This window comes from Natronobiforma cellulositropha, from assembly GCF_025629245.1.
GTDB classification, from domain to species: Archaea; Halobacteriota; Halobacteria; order Halobacteriales; family Natrialbaceae; genus Natronobiforma; species Natronobiforma cellulositropha.
On sequence record NZ_JANZXN010000030.1, the window covers coordinates 38,396 to 55,306 of the forward strand.

At 64.1% G+C, this 16,911-nt stretch carries 18 protein-coding genes and 1 pseudogene; 13 read left to right on the forward strand and 6 right to left on the reverse strand.

Features of this window, described 5'->3' with window-relative positions; all coding sequences use genetic code 11:
- Positions 1-2: 2 nt before the first annotated feature.
- From N0B15_RS13150 to N0B15_RS13180, 7 genes are all read left to right on the forward strand, one after another.
- Complete coding sequence (locus N0B15_RS13150; protein ID WP_263020168.1) at positions 3-908, forward strand: ABC transporter permease; 906 nt, start codon at positions 3-5, stop codon at positions 906-908.
- 6 nt (positions 909-914) lie between these two features.
- Positions 915-1,928, forward strand: coding sequence for an ABC transporter ATP-binding protein (locus N0B15_RS13155; RefSeq protein ID WP_263020169.1), 1,014 nt, complete (start codon positions 915-917; stop codon positions 1,926-1,928).
- Positions 1,925-2,968, forward strand: a complete 1,044-nt coding sequence (locus tag N0B15_RS13160; RefSeq protein ID WP_263020170.1) for an oligopeptide/dipeptide ABC transporter ATP-binding protein — start codon at positions 1,925-1,927, stop codon at positions 2,966-2,968. Before N0B15_RS13155 ends, N0B15_RS13160 begins: the two co-directional genes overlap by 4 nt.
- A complete protein-coding gene (locus N0B15_RS13165; RefSeq protein ID WP_263020171.1) occupies positions 2,968-3,957 on the forward strand; it encodes an ABC transporter permease in 990 nt (329 codons plus the stop codon). The genes N0B15_RS13160 and N0B15_RS13165 overlap by 1 nt, the downstream gene beginning before the upstream one ends.
- A 62-nt stretch (positions 3,958-4,019) precedes the next feature.
- Positions 4,020-5,111 carry an amidohydrolase family protein gene (locus N0B15_RS13170; RefSeq protein WP_263020172.1) on the forward strand — a complete coding sequence of 364 codons (1,092 nt, stop codon included), beginning with the start codon at positions 4,020-4,022 and terminating at the stop codon, positions 5,109-5,111.
- Between the two features lie 2 nt (positions 5,112-5,113).
- Complete coding sequence (locus tag N0B15_RS13175) at positions 5,114-5,452, forward strand: Rieske (2Fe-2S) protein (protein ID WP_263020173.1); 339 nt, start codon at positions 5,114-5,116, stop codon at positions 5,450-5,452.
- Between the two features lie 84 nt (positions 5,453-5,536).
- Positions 5,537-6,274 carry a sugar phosphate isomerase/epimerase family protein gene (locus N0B15_RS13180; RefSeq protein WP_263020174.1) on the forward strand — a complete coding sequence of 246 codons (738 nt, stop codon included), beginning with the start codon at positions 5,537-5,539 and terminating at the stop codon, positions 6,272-6,274.
- A 33-nt stretch (positions 6,275-6,307) separates the two neighbouring features.
- Here N0B15_RS13180 and N0B15_RS13185 read toward each other — a convergent pair whose 3' ends face one another.
- Complete coding sequence (locus N0B15_RS13185) at positions 6,308-7,537, reverse strand: iron-containing alcohol dehydrogenase family protein (RefSeq protein ID WP_263020175.1); 1,230 nt, start codon at positions 7,535-7,537, stop codon at positions 6,308-6,310.
- A gap of 122 nt (positions 7,538-7,659) precedes the next feature.
- Here N0B15_RS13185 and N0B15_RS13190 point away from each other — a divergent pair, with 122 nt between their 5' ends.
- The 4 genes and pseudogenes from N0B15_RS13190 to N0B15_RS13205 form a co-directional block, all read left to right on the forward strand.
- Positions 7,660-8,649, forward strand: coding sequence for a ring-cleaving dioxygenase (locus N0B15_RS13190; RefSeq protein ID WP_263020176.1), 990 nt, complete (start codon positions 7,660-7,662; stop codon positions 8,647-8,649).
- Positions 8,646-9,320, forward strand: coding sequence for an alpha/beta hydrolase (locus tag N0B15_RS13195; RefSeq protein ID WP_263020177.1), 675 nt, complete (start codon positions 8,646-8,648; stop codon positions 9,318-9,320). Before N0B15_RS13190 ends, N0B15_RS13195 begins: the two co-directional genes overlap by 4 nt.
- Positions 9,317-10,282: a VOC family protein gene (locus N0B15_RS13200; protein ID WP_263020178.1), complete on the forward strand. Its 966-nt coding sequence runs from the start codon at positions 9,317-9,319 to the stop codon at positions 10,280-10,282. The genes N0B15_RS13195 and N0B15_RS13200 overlap by 4 nt, the downstream gene beginning before the upstream one ends.
- A 77-nt stretch (positions 10,283-10,359) precedes the next feature.
- Positions 10,360-10,505, forward strand: a pseudogene (locus tag N0B15_RS13205) (IS5/IS1182 family transposase); the annotation flags it as partial.
- A gap of 348 nt (positions 10,506-10,853) precedes the next feature.
- Here the strand turns inward: N0B15_RS13205 and N0B15_RS13210 are convergent.
- From N0B15_RS13210 to N0B15_RS13220, 3 genes are read right to left on the reverse strand one after another with little or no spacing between them, the layout of a single operon-like run.
- A complete protein-coding gene (locus N0B15_RS13210; protein ID WP_263020179.1) occupies positions 10,854-11,312 on the reverse strand; it encodes a hypothetical protein in 459 nt (152 codons plus the stop codon).
- A 1-nt stretch (position 11,313) separates the two neighbouring features.
- Positions 11,314-12,249: a hypothetical protein gene (locus N0B15_RS13215; RefSeq protein ID WP_263020180.1), complete on the reverse strand. Its 936-nt coding sequence runs from the start codon at positions 12,247-12,249 to the stop codon at positions 11,314-11,316.
- A gap of 9 nt (positions 12,250-12,258) precedes the next feature.
- Positions 12,259-12,507, reverse strand: coding sequence for a hypothetical protein (locus N0B15_RS13220; RefSeq protein ID WP_263020181.1), 249 nt, complete (start codon positions 12,505-12,507; stop codon positions 12,259-12,261).
- A gap of 497 nt (positions 12,508-13,004) precedes the next feature.
- Here N0B15_RS13220 and N0B15_RS13225 point away from each other — a divergent pair, with 497 nt between their 5' ends.
- Positions 13,005-13,652 (forward strand): protein sorting system archaetidylserine decarboxylase, encoded by a 648-nt coding sequence (locus N0B15_RS13225; RefSeq protein WP_263020182.1) that lies wholly within the window; start codon positions 13,005-13,007, stop codon positions 13,650-13,652.
- Positions 13,653-13,694: 42 nt separating this feature from the next.
- Here the strand turns inward: N0B15_RS13225 and N0B15_RS13230 are convergent, their stop codons facing one another.
- Positions 13,695-14,324 (reverse strand): SOUL family heme-binding protein, encoded by a 630-nt coding sequence (locus N0B15_RS13230; protein WP_263020183.1) that lies wholly within the window; start codon positions 14,322-14,324, stop codon positions 13,695-13,697.
- Positions 14,325-14,437: 113 nt separating this feature from the next.
- Positions 14,438-16,624: a CDC48 family AAA ATPase gene (locus N0B15_RS13235; protein ID WP_263020184.1), complete on the reverse strand. Its 2,187-nt coding sequence runs from the start codon at positions 16,622-16,624 to the stop codon at positions 14,438-14,440.
- Positions 16,625-16,721: 97 nt separating this feature from the next.
- Between N0B15_RS13235 and N0B15_RS13240 the strand changes: the two genes are divergently transcribed.
- A complete protein-coding gene (locus N0B15_RS13240) occupies positions 16,722-16,856 on the forward strand; it encodes a DUF7128 family protein (RefSeq protein ID WP_263020185.1) in 135 nt (44 codons plus the stop codon).
- The last annotated feature ends 55 nt before the right edge of the window (positions 16,857-16,911 follow it).

A 16,911-nucleotide genomic window follows, 5' to 3' on the forward strand; every position in this document is an offset into this window, starting at 1 on the left:
CGATGACCTATCGCTCAGCCGCCACCGGCCCACTCGAGACGTACCGCCGGAACGTCCGTCGGGGACTCGCACTCGTGCTGAGCGACCGGACTACGACGACGTACCTGGCGATCATCTGTGGGGCGTTCGTCCTCGCACTCGTCGGCCCGTGGATCGCCCCCTACGAGTACAACCAGACGGTGTACGTCGATGGGCGAATACACCGGCTTGCGACACCCTCACTCGCCCACCCGCTCGGAACGACGTGGGAGGGTTACGACGTTCTCTCGAGGCTCCTCTACGGCGCACGGCCATCCGTCCTGACTGGCGTTCTCGGCGGTGGGCTGATCATCTCGGTCGGCCTGCTCGTCGGCGTCACCGCTGGCTGGTACGGCGGCAACGTCGACGCCGCGCTGATGCGGATGACGGACGTCTTCTACGGCGTTCCGCTGATCCCGTTCGCGATCGTCCTGGTTGCGCTGTTGAACATCGGCTTTTACACCTCGATCGCGGTGATCGGGCTGTTACTCTGGCGAAACTCGGCGCGGGTGCTCAGAGCACAGGTGCTTCAGCTGAAAGCCCGGCCGTACGTGAAAGCCGCGCGGGCGACCGGTGCGGGAAACACACGGATCGTCGTCCGACACGTGCTCCCGAACATCGCACCGATGGCGATCATGTTCTTCGCACTCGGTGTCGGCCACTCGATCCTCATCGAGGCCAGCCTCTCGTTTCTCGGCATCGCCGACCCGTTCGTCCCGTCGTGGGGCGTGATGGTCAGAAACGCCTACAACTCCGGGACGATGTCGCGTGCGTGGTGGTGGGCACTCCCGCCGGGGATCCTGATCGCCACGCTGGTCGTCTCGTTCTGCATGCTCGGCAGGAAGTACGGGTCGATGGCCGGAAACGAGGGGAACGGAACGACCTACTGAGAGACCATGACGACACCACTACTCGAGATCGACGATCTCACCGTCACGTACCGAACCGACGCGGGGGAGTTGACCGCCGTCTCCGACGTCTCCTTCTGTGTCGAAGCGAACGAGATATTCGGTCTCGTCGGCGAGTCCGGCTCCGGAAAGAGCACGCTCGCGAAGGCGATCATCGGCTGTCTCGACCGGAACGGACGGATCGATTCCGGAGAGATCCGCTACTGCGGAACGGCGCTGACCTCGCTGTCGGAAGAGCGGTTCAGACGCGAGTTCCGGTGGAACGAGATCGCCTGGATCCCACAGGGATCGATGAACAGCCTCGACCCGCTCGAGCGTCTGTGTGATCAGGCACTCGAGATCGCACAGACGCACACGGACCACTCGGCAGCGACGGTAGACGATCGGTTCCGGCGCGCGTTCGACGCGGTTGGACTCCAGCCGGATCGCGTCACGGAGTACCCACATCAGTTCTCGGGTGGGATGAAACAGCGGGCGATGATCGCGCTGGCGTTGCTGTTAGAGCCGTCGCTGATCATCGCCGACGAACCGACGACCGCACTCGACGTCATCATGCAAGACCAGGTGTTTCGGTACCTGGACGAGATCCGGCAGCGGACGGGCGTGGGCGTGCTGCTCATCACACACGACCTGAGCGTCGTCATGGAAGAGTGTGCGAACCTCGCGGTGTTACACTCCGGTCAGCTGGCCGAAGTCGGACCCGTCACTGCCATCTACGACGCACCGCACCACCCCTACACCCGGAAGCTGTTGGGCGCGTTCCCGGACGTCCGCGACCCGGACGCCGAACTCGAGGTGCTCGAGGGCCACCCGCCGAAGATCACCGACGGTGGCGGCTACTGTACGTTCGCAACCCGGTGTCCGATCGCCACGGCGGAGTGTGAGACCGTCGCGCCGACGCCCCAGCAGGCCCTGGAGTCACCCTCGCAGTACCATCTCACGACGTGTCACCGGTCAGATCGACTGTTCGAGCACGGGCGGTCAGTGAGGCGGTCACGGTGACTTCGGCACCCGTACTGGAGGCGCGAAACGTCGAGAAGTGCTACCGGAGCGGCGGTGGGTTCCTCGGGAGGCTCATGGGCCGTGACCGGAAGACGGTCACCGCCGTCGACGACGTGTCGCTGGCGCTGCGCCCCGGTATCGCACACGGAATCGTCGGCGAGAGTGGCTGTGGAAAGTCGTCGTTGCTCGACGTGCTGGCTGGGCTCGAGTCGGTCGACGGCGGTGCGGTGACCTACGACGGGAGACCGACCGCCGAGTTCTCGCGTCGCGACTGGATGGCGTTTCGTCGCGACGTCCAGATCGTCTTTCAGAACCCGTTCGAGTCGCTCGATCCGAAACTGACGGTACGCGAAGCGATCGCCGAGCCGCTCGCCGTCCACTCGATCGACGACCGACACGAACGCATCGAGACGGCGGTCGAACGCGTCGAGTTACGCCCCGTCGAGCGGTACCTCGAGAAGCTCCCCCACCAGCTGAGCGGCGGCGAGCGACAGCGGGTGTCGATCGCTCGTGCGCTCGTCCTCGAGCCCAGCGTGTTGTTGGCGGACGAGCCGGTGTCGATGCTCGACGTCTCGACGCAGGCGAACATCCTCTCGATGCTCTCCTCGTTGATCGACGAACTCGACCTCTCGGTACTCTACGTCTCACACGACATCTCGACCGTCGGCTACCTGTGTGACGAGGTGAGCGTGATGTATCTCGGTGAGGTCGTCGAGTCGGCACCGACGAACCGTCTCCTCGGCGAGCCAGCACACCCGTACTCGCGGGCGCTCATCGATGCGGTACCGATTCCCGATCCGTACGCAGAGCGCGAGCGAACGGCTCTCGTCGGCACGCCGGACGGCGGTGGGCGGGACCGAACGGGCTGTCTGTTCGGCGACCGCTGCCCCGACCGAACACCCGCCTGCGAGCGCCGGCCGGAGCCGGTCGCACTCGAGCCGACACACCGCGTCTCCTGTCACCTCTACACCGAAGAGCCGACCGACGAAACGGCCGTACGGACGCCGGTTCCCGGTGAGCACCACGGGGGTGGACGCTGATGGTGAGCGTGCGCTATGTCGGCTCCCGAGCACTGCAGACGGTGTTTCTCCTGTGGTTCATGCTCACGTTTCTCTTCTTCTTCTTCAGACTGATGCCGGGCAGTTACCTCGACATCATGATGTACAGAGGGGCGGATCCCGAATCGATCGCGGTGTTCAAGGAGAACTGGGGGTTGAACGACCCGCTCTACGTCCAGTACGGGAGGTATCTCGTGAACTTCCTGGGGTTCGATGCGGGGCTGTCGGTCCAGTACCGTGAGCCGGTGTGGGACCTCGTGCGGAGACGGATGTTCAACACCTTCATCCTCGTGGCGCCGGCGATCACGCTCTCGTACGTCGTCGGCGGGGTGATCGGTGGTCTCATCGGCTCCCGACGGGACTCGAGGGCCGGCGAACACGGACTGGGTGCGCTCATCTTCGTCGGTTCGCTCCCGTCGTTCTTCGTCGGAATCCTGTTGATCGCGATGTTCTCGATGTGGGCCGGGCTGTTCCCCACGTCGGGAATGGTCAGCCCGGAGGTGACGCGGACGTACCGTGACGCCGTCTGGTGGCGGCCGTATCTCACCGGTGACTTCGCGATGCACTACACGCTCCCGTTCGTCGCCATCGTGTTCAGATACCTCTACTTCCCCTCGCTCATTATTCGGACGAGTTTCATCGACGTCACCAGACAGGAGTTCAACGAGTTCTACCGGGTGGCGGGGCTGACACCCAGAGCACGGCTGCGCCACCAGCTGAAACACGCGAGTCTACCGCTGATCACGCTGTACCCGCTGTCGATGACGTGGGCGCTCGGTGGCATGGTCCTGATCGAGACGGTGTTCAACTGGCCGGGGATCGGTCAGATGCTCGTCCAGGCCGTCCTCTCTCGAGACTACCCCGTGATACAGTTCGTCTTCTTCATCATCGCGGCGTTCGTCATCCTCTCGAACTTCGTCGTCGACCTCGTCTACGGAGTTGTCGACCCACGCATCTCGGCGGACGACTGAGTAGGCGGGACGGCGTCTCGAGTATCGGTACACCTAATACAGATCGAGATAATTCGATATGTATGAGTGTATCGAGTGAGACGAGTGTCGAGGACGCCGTCATCTGCGACGCTGATTTCCACAACACGGTCGAGATCGAGACGCTCCTCGAGTACGTCGAGGACGCCCGTGTCGAACGGAAGGTCCGGACGTTCGGCGTGCCACGCCAGTCGAGTCCGTGGAGTCCGAACTACGCGCGGAAAGTCGAAGATGGGTTTCACGCACTCGGCCGGGCGAGGAACCGCGAGGAGATCGTCGAAGCGAAGGCGTCGATGTCGGTAGATACGGTGGTCGTCAACCCCAACCTGGGGTCGACACTCTCTGCCTCGCAGTGGGACGTAGTGAAGACCGAACTCGTCAGGGCGTACAATACGTTCCTGATCGAGGAACTCGCCGATCCCTCTGCGGGAATTTACGGGACGGTGTTGCTCCCGCAGTGGGACGTCGAAGAGAGCGTCCGCGAAGTCCGGCGGTGTGCCAGTCACGACGGCGTCGTCGGCGCACAGGGCTACTACACCGGCACCGTCCGTTTCGGCGAGTCCCCGTTCGACGCGTTGTTCGACGAACTGACCGCGCGGGACCTCCCGCTGGCACTGCACGGCGGCGGTTACTCGCTGTTCGACCGGCTCCAGACGTACAACGAGGCAGTCACCTTCGAGTGGCCGTCGATGGCGATCGTAAACGTTCTGAACATGATCTTCAGCGGCGTCTTCGACGCTTATCCGACGCTGACCGTCCTCCTACAGGAAGCGGGCGTCAACTGGATCCCGTTCGTCGCGAACCGAGCCGACGAGATGTATCAGACCGGTCCCGACGACGTCCAGTTCACCGAGCGACTGTTCGAGAGAGACCAGACCTACCTCGAGCGTCTGCCCAGCGAGTACCTGTTTCGCAACTTCTACTATACGACCCAGCCCATCGCCCTCCCGAACGAGGGACGACACGCCGAAGCGATGCTCGAGATGTGCGACGCGGAGAACACGTTCGTCTTCTCGTCGGACTGGCCACACTCGACGACCGACCTCCCCACCTGGCTCTTCGAGAATCCGAAGGTCAGCGAGCGGATGCGCCGGAAGATCTGTCACGAGAACGCAGCGGAGGTGTTCGGACTGTAACCATGCCGACTGTCGTACTCGGTTCATCCGAAGAGTTCCCCGAAGGCGAAGGAGTGCCGGTGAGCGTCGACGGAACCGAAATCGCCGTCTTCAACCTCGGCGGAACGTTCAGAGCCATCCTGAACAACTGCCCACACAAGAACCTCCCACTCGACCCCGCCGGAAGCCACCAGCTCGGCGCCGTACTCGGCGCAGTCGACGAGGAACGCTGTACAATCCAGTGTCCGTGGCACAACCTCGAGTTCGACCTCGAGTCGGGACACAACCCCGTCCTCGACAGAGCGCTCCCGACGTTCGACGTCACGACGAACGACGCCGACGAGGTCGTTCTCGAGTACTGACAGGGCAGCGGCGCTCGAGAACGGAGCCACCGGGAGGGCATCCCGGACCAGAAACCCAATACGCCAGCCCCTCGAGCGGTCCGTATGGCAAAGACGGCGATCAACCTCTACAGCGTCCGCGACCTCGACGAGCCGCTCCTCGAGATCCTCGAACGGGTCGCAGCGGCGGGCTACGACGGCGTCCAGTTCTCCGGCGGACTCCGCGGAACGGACCCTGCCGAGGTCCGGGCGACACTCGAGGAGACCGGTCTCGAGACTACCCCCGCTCACATCGGTATCGACGTACTCGAGGAGGAACTCGAGTCGGCGTACGGCCGGTTCGGTGAGACGCTCGACTGTGGCGGGGTGGTCGTTCCCTACCTCGAGGCGGAGGCGTTCGCCACGCCGGCGGCCGTCGACGCGACGGCGGACCGACTGGCCGAGCTCGCAGAAGCGACGGCGGCGCTCGGCTGGCCGCTGCACTACCACAACCACGACCACGAGTTCGTCTCACTGGGCGAGGAGGCGGCACTCGAGCGTCTTCTGGCGCGCGTCCCGGAACTCCGTCTCGAACTCGACGTCGGCTGGGCGCTCGTCGGCGGCTCCGATCCGGCCGCACTCATCGAGCGCTACGGCGAGCGCATCGAGGTGCTCCACACGAAGGACATGGTGACCGACGAGCCACGCGGCTTCCGCGAAATCGGCGAGGGTGACGTCGATATGGAAGCGTGTGCGTACGCCGCGCACGAGGCGGACGTCGAGTGGCTGGTCTACGAACACGACGAACCCGACGAACCGGCGGCATCGATCGAGACCGGGGCGGCGTATCTCGACTCGCTGTGAGACACTCGGCGAGCAGACAGCGCCGGTGGCACGTCACCAGGCAGCCTCGAGTGCCGACTCGATCGCCTCGAGCGACGGCTCGAATCCCGGCGGGGCGTTCGCCAGCAGCGGGTCGTCCCGGATCGTTTCGGCGACGGCGGGAAACGCCTCGGGCGTCGGCCCGTCGACCTCGCGCAGGCGCGTCGGCAAGCCGAGTCCGTCCCTGACCGCGGCGACGGCGTCGACGACCGCTCGAGCGGTGTCGGCGTCGCTCAGGTCGGCGTCCCAGACACCGAGCGCCTGCGCCAGCAGGTTTCGCCGGCCGTCGACCTGCTCGAAGAGTACTCGGAGTACCTGGGGGGCGGCGACGGCGTGGGCGGCCCCCTGCTGGACCTCGTAGGTCCGCGCGAGTCCGTGGCCGAAGGCGTGGATCACCGAGAGCGTGCTCGCGTCCGCCCGCGAGATGCCGTACTGGACGAGCAGGATACCCTCGAGTGCGGTCTCGAACACCGAGGGGGCGCTCGAGTCCTCGCCGATGGCCGGGAGCGCGTCGGCGAGCAGCGAGAGACCGCGCGCCGCCGTCGCGTCGGTAACCGGTGTCGCCGTGCGTGCGTAGAGCGTCTCGAGTCCCTTGTCGAAGCCGTTCATCGCCGAGGCGGCGAGGACCGACCGCGGGGTGGTGGCGAGGAGGTCTGGGTCGTAGACCACCGCCGCGGGCATGAGCTTCGGATCCGAGAGGCTCCCGCTCGTGGGCGTCTCGACGAGCCCCGAGGTGGGTGAGGCGGTCACGCCGGCAGCGATCGAGAGGTCCGCCCCGGCGAGCGTCGTCGGCACCGCGACGAGCGGGACGAGCGGACCCGCCGGAACGGTGATCGTCCCCATCTGGGCGAGTTCGGTCCCGACGACCGCAGGCGAGCGTTCGCTCGCGCCGAGCACGGAGACGAGTTTCGCGACGTCGAGGCTGCTGCCCCCGCCGACGGCAACGAGGGCGTCGGCGCGCTCCTCACGAACGCGCTCGAGACCCCGAACCGCGGTCTCGAGGCGCTTCTCGGGCGTGGTCTCGGCGAAGACGCCGGCGAGCCGGTCACCGAGACCCGCCGTGACGGGGTCGATCACCTCGGGAGTGGTTCCCACCGTCGAGCCACAGACCACCAGCGCGCGCTCGAGACCCGCCGCCTCGAGTTCCGCCTCGAGGGCGGCGACGCCTCCGGAGCCGAAACGAACCACGGCCGGATCGTACGCGAATCTGAACGGGCGGGCGCGCCCGCGTGAGCCGTCGGTCATACCGGGCCGTTCGTCGAGCGAGACCAAAAGCGAGCGGGCCGAGACGGTGGTGACACTCGTGCCAGCCGGTAACACTCGAGTCGACGAAGGCCTAATACGTCCGCGCCGTTAGTAGTAACACAGTGCAACCACATACGACGGGGGAGACGGACGGCGGACGAACCGGAGAGCACACCCCAGGGCTGCACCACGTGACCGCCATCTCGAGTGCACCCCAGGCCACCGCCGACTTCTACACCGAGGTACTCGGACTGCGACTGGTCAAGCGGACGGTCAACTTCGACGATCCGACGACCTACCACCTCTACTTCGGCGACGAGGTCGGTTCGCCCGGAACGATCCTCACGTTCTTCCCGTTCGAACGGGCGAGACCGGGGACGGTCGGCCGTGGCCAGGCGAGCGCGACCGCCTTCACCGTCCCCGAGGACTCGCTCGAGTACTGGCTCGAGCGCTTCGAGACGCTCGAGGTCGACCACGACGACCCCCACGAGCGCTTCGGGGAGACGGTCGTCCCGTTTCGCGACCACGACGGCCAACCGCTCGAACTGGTGACCGGCGAGAGCGACGTCGAACCCTGGCCAGACGGGGCCGTGGACACAGCACACGCACTCCGTGGCTTTCACGGCGTCACCCTCGACTCGCTCGAGCCCGTCGCGACCGCGACGGTCCTCGAGACGCTCGGCTACGAAGCACGCGAGAGCGAGGGCGAGCGGACGCGCTTCGTCGCGGCGGGCGACCGCGCGAGCGTCGTCGACCTGCTCGAGCGCCCCCGCGGCGAGCGGGGCACACAGGGTGCGGGAACCGTCCACCACGTCGCCTTCCGGACGGCCGACGACGAGCGCCAGCAGGCCTGGCGCGAGCGTCTCACCGACATCGGCCTGGGAGTGACCCCACAGCGCGACCGCCAGTACTTCCGGTCGATCTACGCGCGCGAACCCGGCGGCATCCTCCTCGAGATCGCGACCGACGGTCCCGGCTTCGACCGCGACGAGTCCGTCGACGACCTGGGGACGGCGCTGAAAGTACCGCCGGGACTCGAGGACGAGCGCGACCGACTCGCCGAGCGCCTGCCCGATCTCGAGGTCGCGACCCCCGCGGAGGTGGAGCGATGACGGCGTTCGACGGCCCACACCAGGATCAGCCACTCGTAAGTGCCGGCGCGCCGCTCGAGGTCGCCGAGGCGGCAGTCGTCCTCGTCCACGGCCGCGGGGCCAGCGCCGAGAGCATCCTCCGCCTCGCCGACGAGTTCCACCAGCACGGCGTCGCCTACTTCGCCCCGCAGGCGGCCGGCCACACCTGGTACCCGAACTCGTTTCTCGCCCCCGTCGAGTCGAACGAACCGGGCCGTACCTCCGGGCTGGCCGCCGTCGCGAACGCCGTCGAGACGGCGATCGATTCGGGAGTCGAGCGTGATCGAATCGCCATCCTCGGCTTCTCACAGGGGGCCTGCCTCGCCAGCGAGTTCGTCGCCCGCAACCCGACGCGCTACGGCGGTCTCGTCGCCCTGAGCGGCGGTCTCATCGGCGAGACGGTCGACGCCGCAGACTACCTCGAGTCGGCCGACGGCGACCTCGAGGGCACCCCGGCCTTCTTCGGCTGTAGCGACGTCGACCCGCACATCCCGGTCGAGCGCGTCCACGAGAGCGCCGCCGTCCTCGACGACCTGGGCGCGGACGTGACCACACGCATCTACGAGGGGATGGCTCACACCATCAACGACGACGAGATCGCGTTCGTCACCGACCTGGTCGCCGGTCTCACCGACGAGGGCGACTCGCCGTGAGCGACGGCAGGGACGGACACACTCACACCGACGGCGAGCGCCCACACGTCACCGGCATCCACCACGTGACCGCCATCGCCGACGACGCCCGCTCGAGCGACGCGTTCTACACCCAGGTACTCGGACTCAGACTCGTCAAACGCACCGTCAACCACCAGGACCGCTTCGCCGCCCACCGCTACTACGGCGACCGCACCGCCACCCCCGGCACCCTGCTCACCCTCTTCGTCTACCCCGACCTCGACCCCGGCCGCGTCGGCAAGCCCCAGCCTGCGGCCATCGCGTTCGCAGTTCCACCCGACTCGCTCGCCTACTGGCAGCGCCGCCTCGAGTCCCACGACGTCGCCCTCGGCGAGCGGAGCGAGCGCTTCGGCGACCCGGTGCTCTCGCTCACCGACCCCAGCGGCATCACCCTCGAACTCGTCGCAACCGACACCCCACCCGTCCCCGCCGACTCACCCGACGGTCCCGTCCCCGCCGACCACGCCATCTCCGGTCTCCAGAGCACCACCCTCCACTCGGCGAGCGTCTTCCACACCGCCGCGACGCTCGAGGTCCTCGGCTTCGAACCCCTCGACCAGGAGGGCGACCGGGTGCGTTACCGCCGCGACGGCCCGACGCCGGCCGTCGTCGACCTCCTCGACACCGACGCCCCCTACGGCCGCGACGGCATCGGCACCGTCCACCACGTCGCCTTCCGCAGCGGTGAAACCCGGCTCGAGGCGTGGCTCGAGCGCCTGCTCGACGCCGGCGCCGACCCCTCCTACGTCACCGACCGCCACTACTTCCGCTCGCTCTACGTCCGCGAACCCGGCGGTCTCCTCTTCGAACTCGCGACCGACGACCCCGGCATGACCGTCGACGAACCGGTATCGGACCTGGGCTCGAGGCTGGTGTTGCCGCCGGGACTCGAGGACGAGCGGGCGGTGATCGAAGCGCAGTTGCCGGACGAAAGTGTGTGAGAACAGTAGAGGGAGCGGCTGCTGTCCGGTTGTATCTGGTTTTCGGTGCGTTGCAACCATCCTGCTGACGCTACCCCAAACACCGTGAGTTCCGCCCATTGATCACGCACATAATGCGCGAATCAATGAGGCTCTCTACGACCAGAAAGTCCTGTCTGAGATCGTCTTCCCGGTGATCAAGCGTACGCTCGGTGACGCCGTACGTTTGCGATCCAGATATTGAGAGTTCCATGGAGGCATCAAGATGTGGTTTTCTCCAATATGATACATGCTATCGGCAGTGAGATCAACCGCAGTATGGCAATTCACCACGGCCAAATGGAACAAAGTAATCTGTGATCTACGACATCGGTTCCTCAACGGTCGACAAGAACGTATTGACCGAGCGTCTGAGCGTCAATTCCGACCGAGTATTGGCTGCGGAAAAGATTTTTGGGATTCGACGGGAGGCGTGTAGATTACGTGCTGGGGAACAGTGGCGCGGACGTCAAAGCGATGACTGAATTGATTAGTAGCCTATTGGGGACCGAGTCAGGTTGATCGCTAAAAAACCCCATACAGTAGTCAATAATCAGTCATAGTTGGGCAGTAGCTTTGTTAGGAGGAGATCAGATGCAATTAAACAAATGACCAAAACTGAAATTACAATTAGTAGTCCTGGAAAATATGATTCTCCTGTGAAAACGAACCAAAGTTCAACTACACTAGAAATGAGAAATACAAACCACAAGAGAGTAGCCAATATGAGGACAACGAGGGTTTGTAAACCAAGCACAGCATCTCCACTGTGATTGGGCAATTCCTCATCTTCGGCAACTTCACCTGAACTTGTGTAGGCTTCAAAATTCACCTGCGTCAAGATGTTAAACCCTACTGCGCTGGTGAAAATTGCCCCAAAGACGAGAGCTACATCAGTAGATCCTGGGTTTGGGTGGTTCCAGTAGATGTAGCAATAGTTGATTGTAGGCAGGAACGCAAAGACTACAAATTCACCTTTTAGAAGTCGTATGGTGTCGTTGACTGTTGACATTCTATAGAGTGTCCGGTGATACCCTGAGAATGTACTGTTCAATATCTGGGTCCCGGTATTCACTCATCTCTGCATCGTAATCATTATCTAAAATGACATGGGCTTGGTCAATGATTTCATAGGTTCCCTCGCCTTTACCACAAATGTCAATGAAACCAGGAGACCAAGGGTATCGTTCAATCCTCTTGGCCTTGTCAATTGTGAGAGTACAGACTTCTTCGGCAGTCATTCCATTCGAACGGACAAAAACCGCGAATGGGTTTTTTCGGATGTAAGTGTCAATAATATCTGAGTAATCCTTACTGGTCCTACTTCCTTTTTTGACAAGTTCTGCATACATCTCATCAAAAACGCCACCATTGTCAAAATATCCAGTAGATGTTAGTGAGATTAGATGTTGTGCTTCCATAGGGTCGTTTCCCCGCCTTCTATGGTCGTCAGCGATTTCTCCTCGCCAGTCATACACGGTTCCTCGACTAAGGTTCTGAATACGTTCGGTAGCCCGAAGAGCAAGTGCATCTTCAAATACCGGTAGAAATCGCCGAGGTAATCTATCCACATATTGATCGAAAATCGAATTGATGTCACTATCTGGATTTTTCATCACTTTAGCGACCCCTCCACGGTCACCTACTGCGAATCCATCCTTCTGTTTGTGTATCTCCAAAAACAGTTCCTTGTGCTCAATTAGGACCTCATTTGGGATATTATCTGTATCAAACACAAGGCAGTGTATTCCATCTACCTCTTTTATCGCACCATATTGCTCAGCGGGCAGGTCTCTTACGCGAATGTCCTCGTATTCCCCATGTACTATGAGTTCCTTGAATTCCGTCTCTCTGGTAGCGATAGGTGTATATTTGGTCTCTGAATTTCCGCGAATATGTTCAATGAGAGAATCAGCAATTGCTCGAGCACCAAGCCTCACATTATCCATAGATAACTGCTACCTTTCTTCTCTAATTTTCCGACTGCTGAGATGAGACACAATTGCTGAAAAGTCGTCTTCGACTGGCTCTACAGATCCGTGGCCAAGGTATCCAATCTCGTCAATAGTCAGCCTTTCACCTTCACTAGAGGTGCAAATTTCCTTCGATTCAATATCTCGAATATACCCTTCTTCGGTGACTTCTACACCCAATACAGGAAGGAAGGATTCAAGCTTATTCCGATCAATGACGAGTTCAGTGGACATAGATAGCTGGTTTTTCCTATGTCATTCTCTGCACCTATGTGGTAAAAAAGGTACCGGTAGTACCACAGGTCGTGTTTAGTTTGGTAATGGGCCTGATTCGCCAGTGGAGAAAAACCATAAAGCCCCGCTGCCATCGAGGGCTGCGACTCGCTACGATCCTCGGACTTCGTCCTGCGGTTCTTGCGTCGTGGTTGGAGAGACCGTAGGTCTCTCCTCATCACGAAACGGCGCACCGTTTCGAACGATCTCGCTCCTCGATGGCGGCGCCCCTTTTAATCCCACCCGGTTGCGGTTGTCTGGTCAGTTTTCGCCTAACTAAACACCACCGTACCACAAATGTGAGTCTATGACCGACAACGCACCTATTATTCTTGGGCATGATCGAAGACAACTCCGGGTTGCAACGCACCGAAAACCCAGAACGGGATTGAAACCACATCGACCGTCAGGCGTTCACGTCCGCAACCGTCAAACCACCCGATACCCTCACAACGGGTATGAAAGTCGCCCCTGGGGCGTGGCGCTACGCCCTGCCCGCGCTGCTGGCCGCACCGTTCGCGTTCATCTTCTCGACGGCGGTGAGCGTGCTCACACTCCTCGCGGGGCTCTCGGTCTTAGCGTTCTTTCGCGACCCGGAGCGGACGCCACCGCCGACGGGTGTCGTCTCGGCCGCCGATGGCTCCGTCTCCGTGGTCCGCGAGGAGGGCGAGCGCGTCCGCCTCGGCGTCTTCATGAACGTCTGGCACGTCCACGTGATCCGCGCGCCGCGGGCGGGCGTCGTCCGCGAGGTCGAACACACCCCTGGTGCGCACAAACCGGCGTTCTCGAAGGATTCCGACCGCAACGAGCGCGTCCGGGTCCGCCTCGAGTGTCGGGCCACAGCCTCAGGTGAAGAACCAGAAAGCGACGACGAAGAGTGGGAGGTGACGTTCATCGCGGGCGCGTTCGCCCGGCGCATCCACCCCTACGTCGAGCCCGGTGACGAACTCGAGCGCGGCGAACGGATCGGGCACATCGCCTTCGGCAGCCGTGTCGACGTGACCTTCCCGCCGTCGGTCGAACGCGAGCAGCTCGCCGTCGCGAAGGGGGAGAAGACGACCGCCGGGGAGACGGTGATCCTCGAGTCGGAGCCGCTCGAGGCGTAGGCCGCCGGGGTCAGCCCGCTCGAGTCGTCGAGGGTCGGACACTCACTCGAGGTCGACGACGACCTCGTTTCGCTGGAGGAACGGCGGGGTGAACGGGTCGCTGTAGCGCAGCAGATAGGGGTCCCCGGTGGGATCGACGCCGACGGTCTCGAGCGCCGAGCGCAGGTGGGCTTCGGCGCGGTCGGTGCGGTCGGGGGTACCGTACCAGGAGAAGCCGTAGGCGGCGACCGTCCGGGGTGCTTCGACGACGAGGTCGATGCGGTCGTCGGTCGGCTCCGGGGTGTGTTCGGGTGAGAGTCTGGCTGGCAGGTAGAACGCCATCGTCACCTCGTCTTCGGCGTCGGTGGTGCGAACGGGACCCGTCATCGGCAGTTCGAGGCGCTCGCGGTGGACTCTGACGGGGGCGGTCATCGGGAGGTCGCGGTTGCGTTCGTTCGCGCCGGTGAGGTACGCGTAGAGGCGTTCGAACGCCGCCTCGGGTTCGTCGGCGGTCGTCTCGGCGACGACCAGCGCCGGGTAGCGTCTGATCTCGACGCCGTCGGCGGTGCGAAGCGTCGTGTAGTCGATCGTCGGCGTGGTCGTTCTGGTGTAGAGTCCCCAGCCGATCCAGGCGGCAGTGAGACCGGCGAGTGTACCCAGCGCGCGCGTCGGCGTCAGGCGGAGGCGGACCATACACGGGGGTTCGACCGCGAGCGCCAAAAGCCGGTGTCACCGGTGTGCGTGACTGTCACCACCGAAGGGACGACGGACTCGAGGGCCGGGGTTCCGACGGCCGCGTGGCGGACTCACTCGCCGGTGTCGGTCCAGGAGACGGCCGCCTCGAGGTGGCGCGCTTCGATCTCGACCTCGTCGGCGTGGTCGTTGGCCGCGTCGGGACCGTACTCGTCGGCGACCTCGCGAATAGCTTTCATCGAGGCGTCGCGGACGAGCGCCTCCAGATCGGCACCGGTGAATCCCTCGAGGCTCTCGGCCAGGGTGTCGAGGTCGACGTCGTCGGCGAGCGGCTTGCCGCGGGTGTGGACCTCGAGAATCTTGCGCCTGGCCTCGAGGTCGGGTTCGGGGACGAGGACGTGGGTGTCGAGGCGGCCCGGCCGGAGGAGGGCGGGGTCGATCATCTCCCGGCGGTTGGTCGCGGCGAGGACGACCAGGTTGGGGTTCTCGCGCATGCCGTCGAGTTCGGTCAGGAGCTGGGAGACGACGCGTTCGGTCACCTCGTGGGTGCCGTCACCCCTCGCGCCAGCGATGGCGTCGATCTCGTCGAAGAAGACGATGGAGGGGGCGGCCTGGCGGGCGCGTTCGAACACCTTGCGGATGGCGCGTTCGCTCTCGCCGACGTAGCGGTCGATGATCTCGGGACCGTCGACGCGGACGAAGTTGACGTCGGTCTCGCCGGCGAGCGCGCGGGCGAGGAGGGTCTTGCCGGTCCCCGGCGGGCCGTAGAGCAAGACGCCCGAGGGCGGATCGGTGTTGGTCGCCTCGAAGAGGCGGTCGTAGACGAGCGGCCACTCGACGGACTCACGGAGGGTGTCTTTGGCGTTCTCGAGACCGCCGACGTCGGCGAAGGTGGTGTTCGGCGACTCGGCGACGTACTCGCGCATCGCGGAGGGTTCGACGCTCGCGAGGGCGGTGTCGAAGTCGGCTTTCGTCACCTTCGGGTCGCGGTTCCAGGCGGCCCGCTCGTCGGCGTCGGTCGGCCGACGGCGGATGGCCGCCATCGCGGCCTCGCTCGCGACGCCGTCGAGGTCGGCGCCGACGAAGCCGTGGGTTCGCGAGGCGATCTTCCCGACGCTCACGTCGTCTGCGAGGGGCATCCCACGGGTGTGGACCTCGAGAATTTCCTTCCGGCCGGTCTCGTCGGGGACGCCGATCTGGATCTCGCGGTCGAAGCGCCCACCGCGGCGGAGGGCGGGGTCGAGTGAGTCGACGCGGTTGGTCGCGCCGATGACGATGACCTCGCCGCGGCCGTCGAGTCCGTCCATCAGCGTCAGGAGCTGGCCGACGACACGGCTCTCGGCGTCGCCGCCGTCTTCGTCGCGCTTGCCCGCGATGGAGTCGATCTCGTCGAAGAAGACGATCGTCGGGGCCTCCTCACGGGCGCGCTCGAACACCTCGCGGAGCTTCTCCTCCGACTCGCCTTTGTACTTCGACATGATCTCGGGGCCGGAGATCGAGACGAAGTGGGCGTCGACCTCGTTGGCGACCGCACGGGCGATGAGAGTCTTGCCGGTTCCCGGCGGGCCGTAGAGCAAGACGCCCGAGGGCGGGGAGACGCCGAGGCGCTGGAACAGCTCGGGTTCCGAGAGCGGCAGTTCGATCATCTCGCGGACGAGTTCCAGTTCCTCGTCGAGACCGCCGATGTCCTCGTAGGTCACGCCGGAGGGGGCGTCGAGTTCGACGTCGTCACCGTCACCTGTCTCCGGGACGGGGTCGGCGGCTGCAGGGGTCGACTTCCCCGCTCGAGCGTCCGTGACGCGAACGGCGGTCGCACTCGAGATGCGGACGTCGCCGTCGGGGTCGGTGTCGACGACCTGGAACGGCTCGCTCGCGACCCCCTCGATCCGGATCTGTTCGCCGGTTCGGATCGGTCGGTTCCTGAGCTTCTGGTTGGCGATCCGTTCGGCGAGGCGGACCTCGGACGACGAGAGTGAGGACGGCGCCGAGAGCGAGACGCTCGCGGCCTCGTCGATCGTCGACCCAGCTTTCGGGCGGACGGTGACGGTGTCACCGACGTTGACGCCGGCGTTCGCCCGCGTGTCGGCGTCGACCTGGACGACGTGTTCGGGTACCGTCGGGTCGGCGGGCCACATCTTCGCGACCGTCGTCTGTGCGCCGCTGATGACGACGGTGTCGCCGCTCAGTACCCCAAGCTGGCGGCGCGCTGGCTCGGGAATGCGAGCGACGCCCCGACCTGCGTCACGCTTTTCCGCCCCGCGGACGGTGAGGGTGACGCCGTCTACGTCCGAGTTAGTCATGTCAGTTCGTTCCGGCCGGACCGTCTTGAGGATTCCCCCTCGAGCGCGCGAACGAGTCGCAGAAACGTCTTTTGCCCCGGCGAGCGCAGCGGTACCTATGGTGGTCACGACCCAGCGCGAGGACGCCACCTGGTACGAGTGCGAAGACTGCGGGTTGCTGTTCGACGAACGGACGGACGCAGAGACACACGAACACCGCTGTGACGCGACGGAGCCAACCTCCACGCAGTGATCGCCCCCGGTTCGCCCCCGGACCGGAAACGGTGGGAGCGACTCCGGGGACCGAG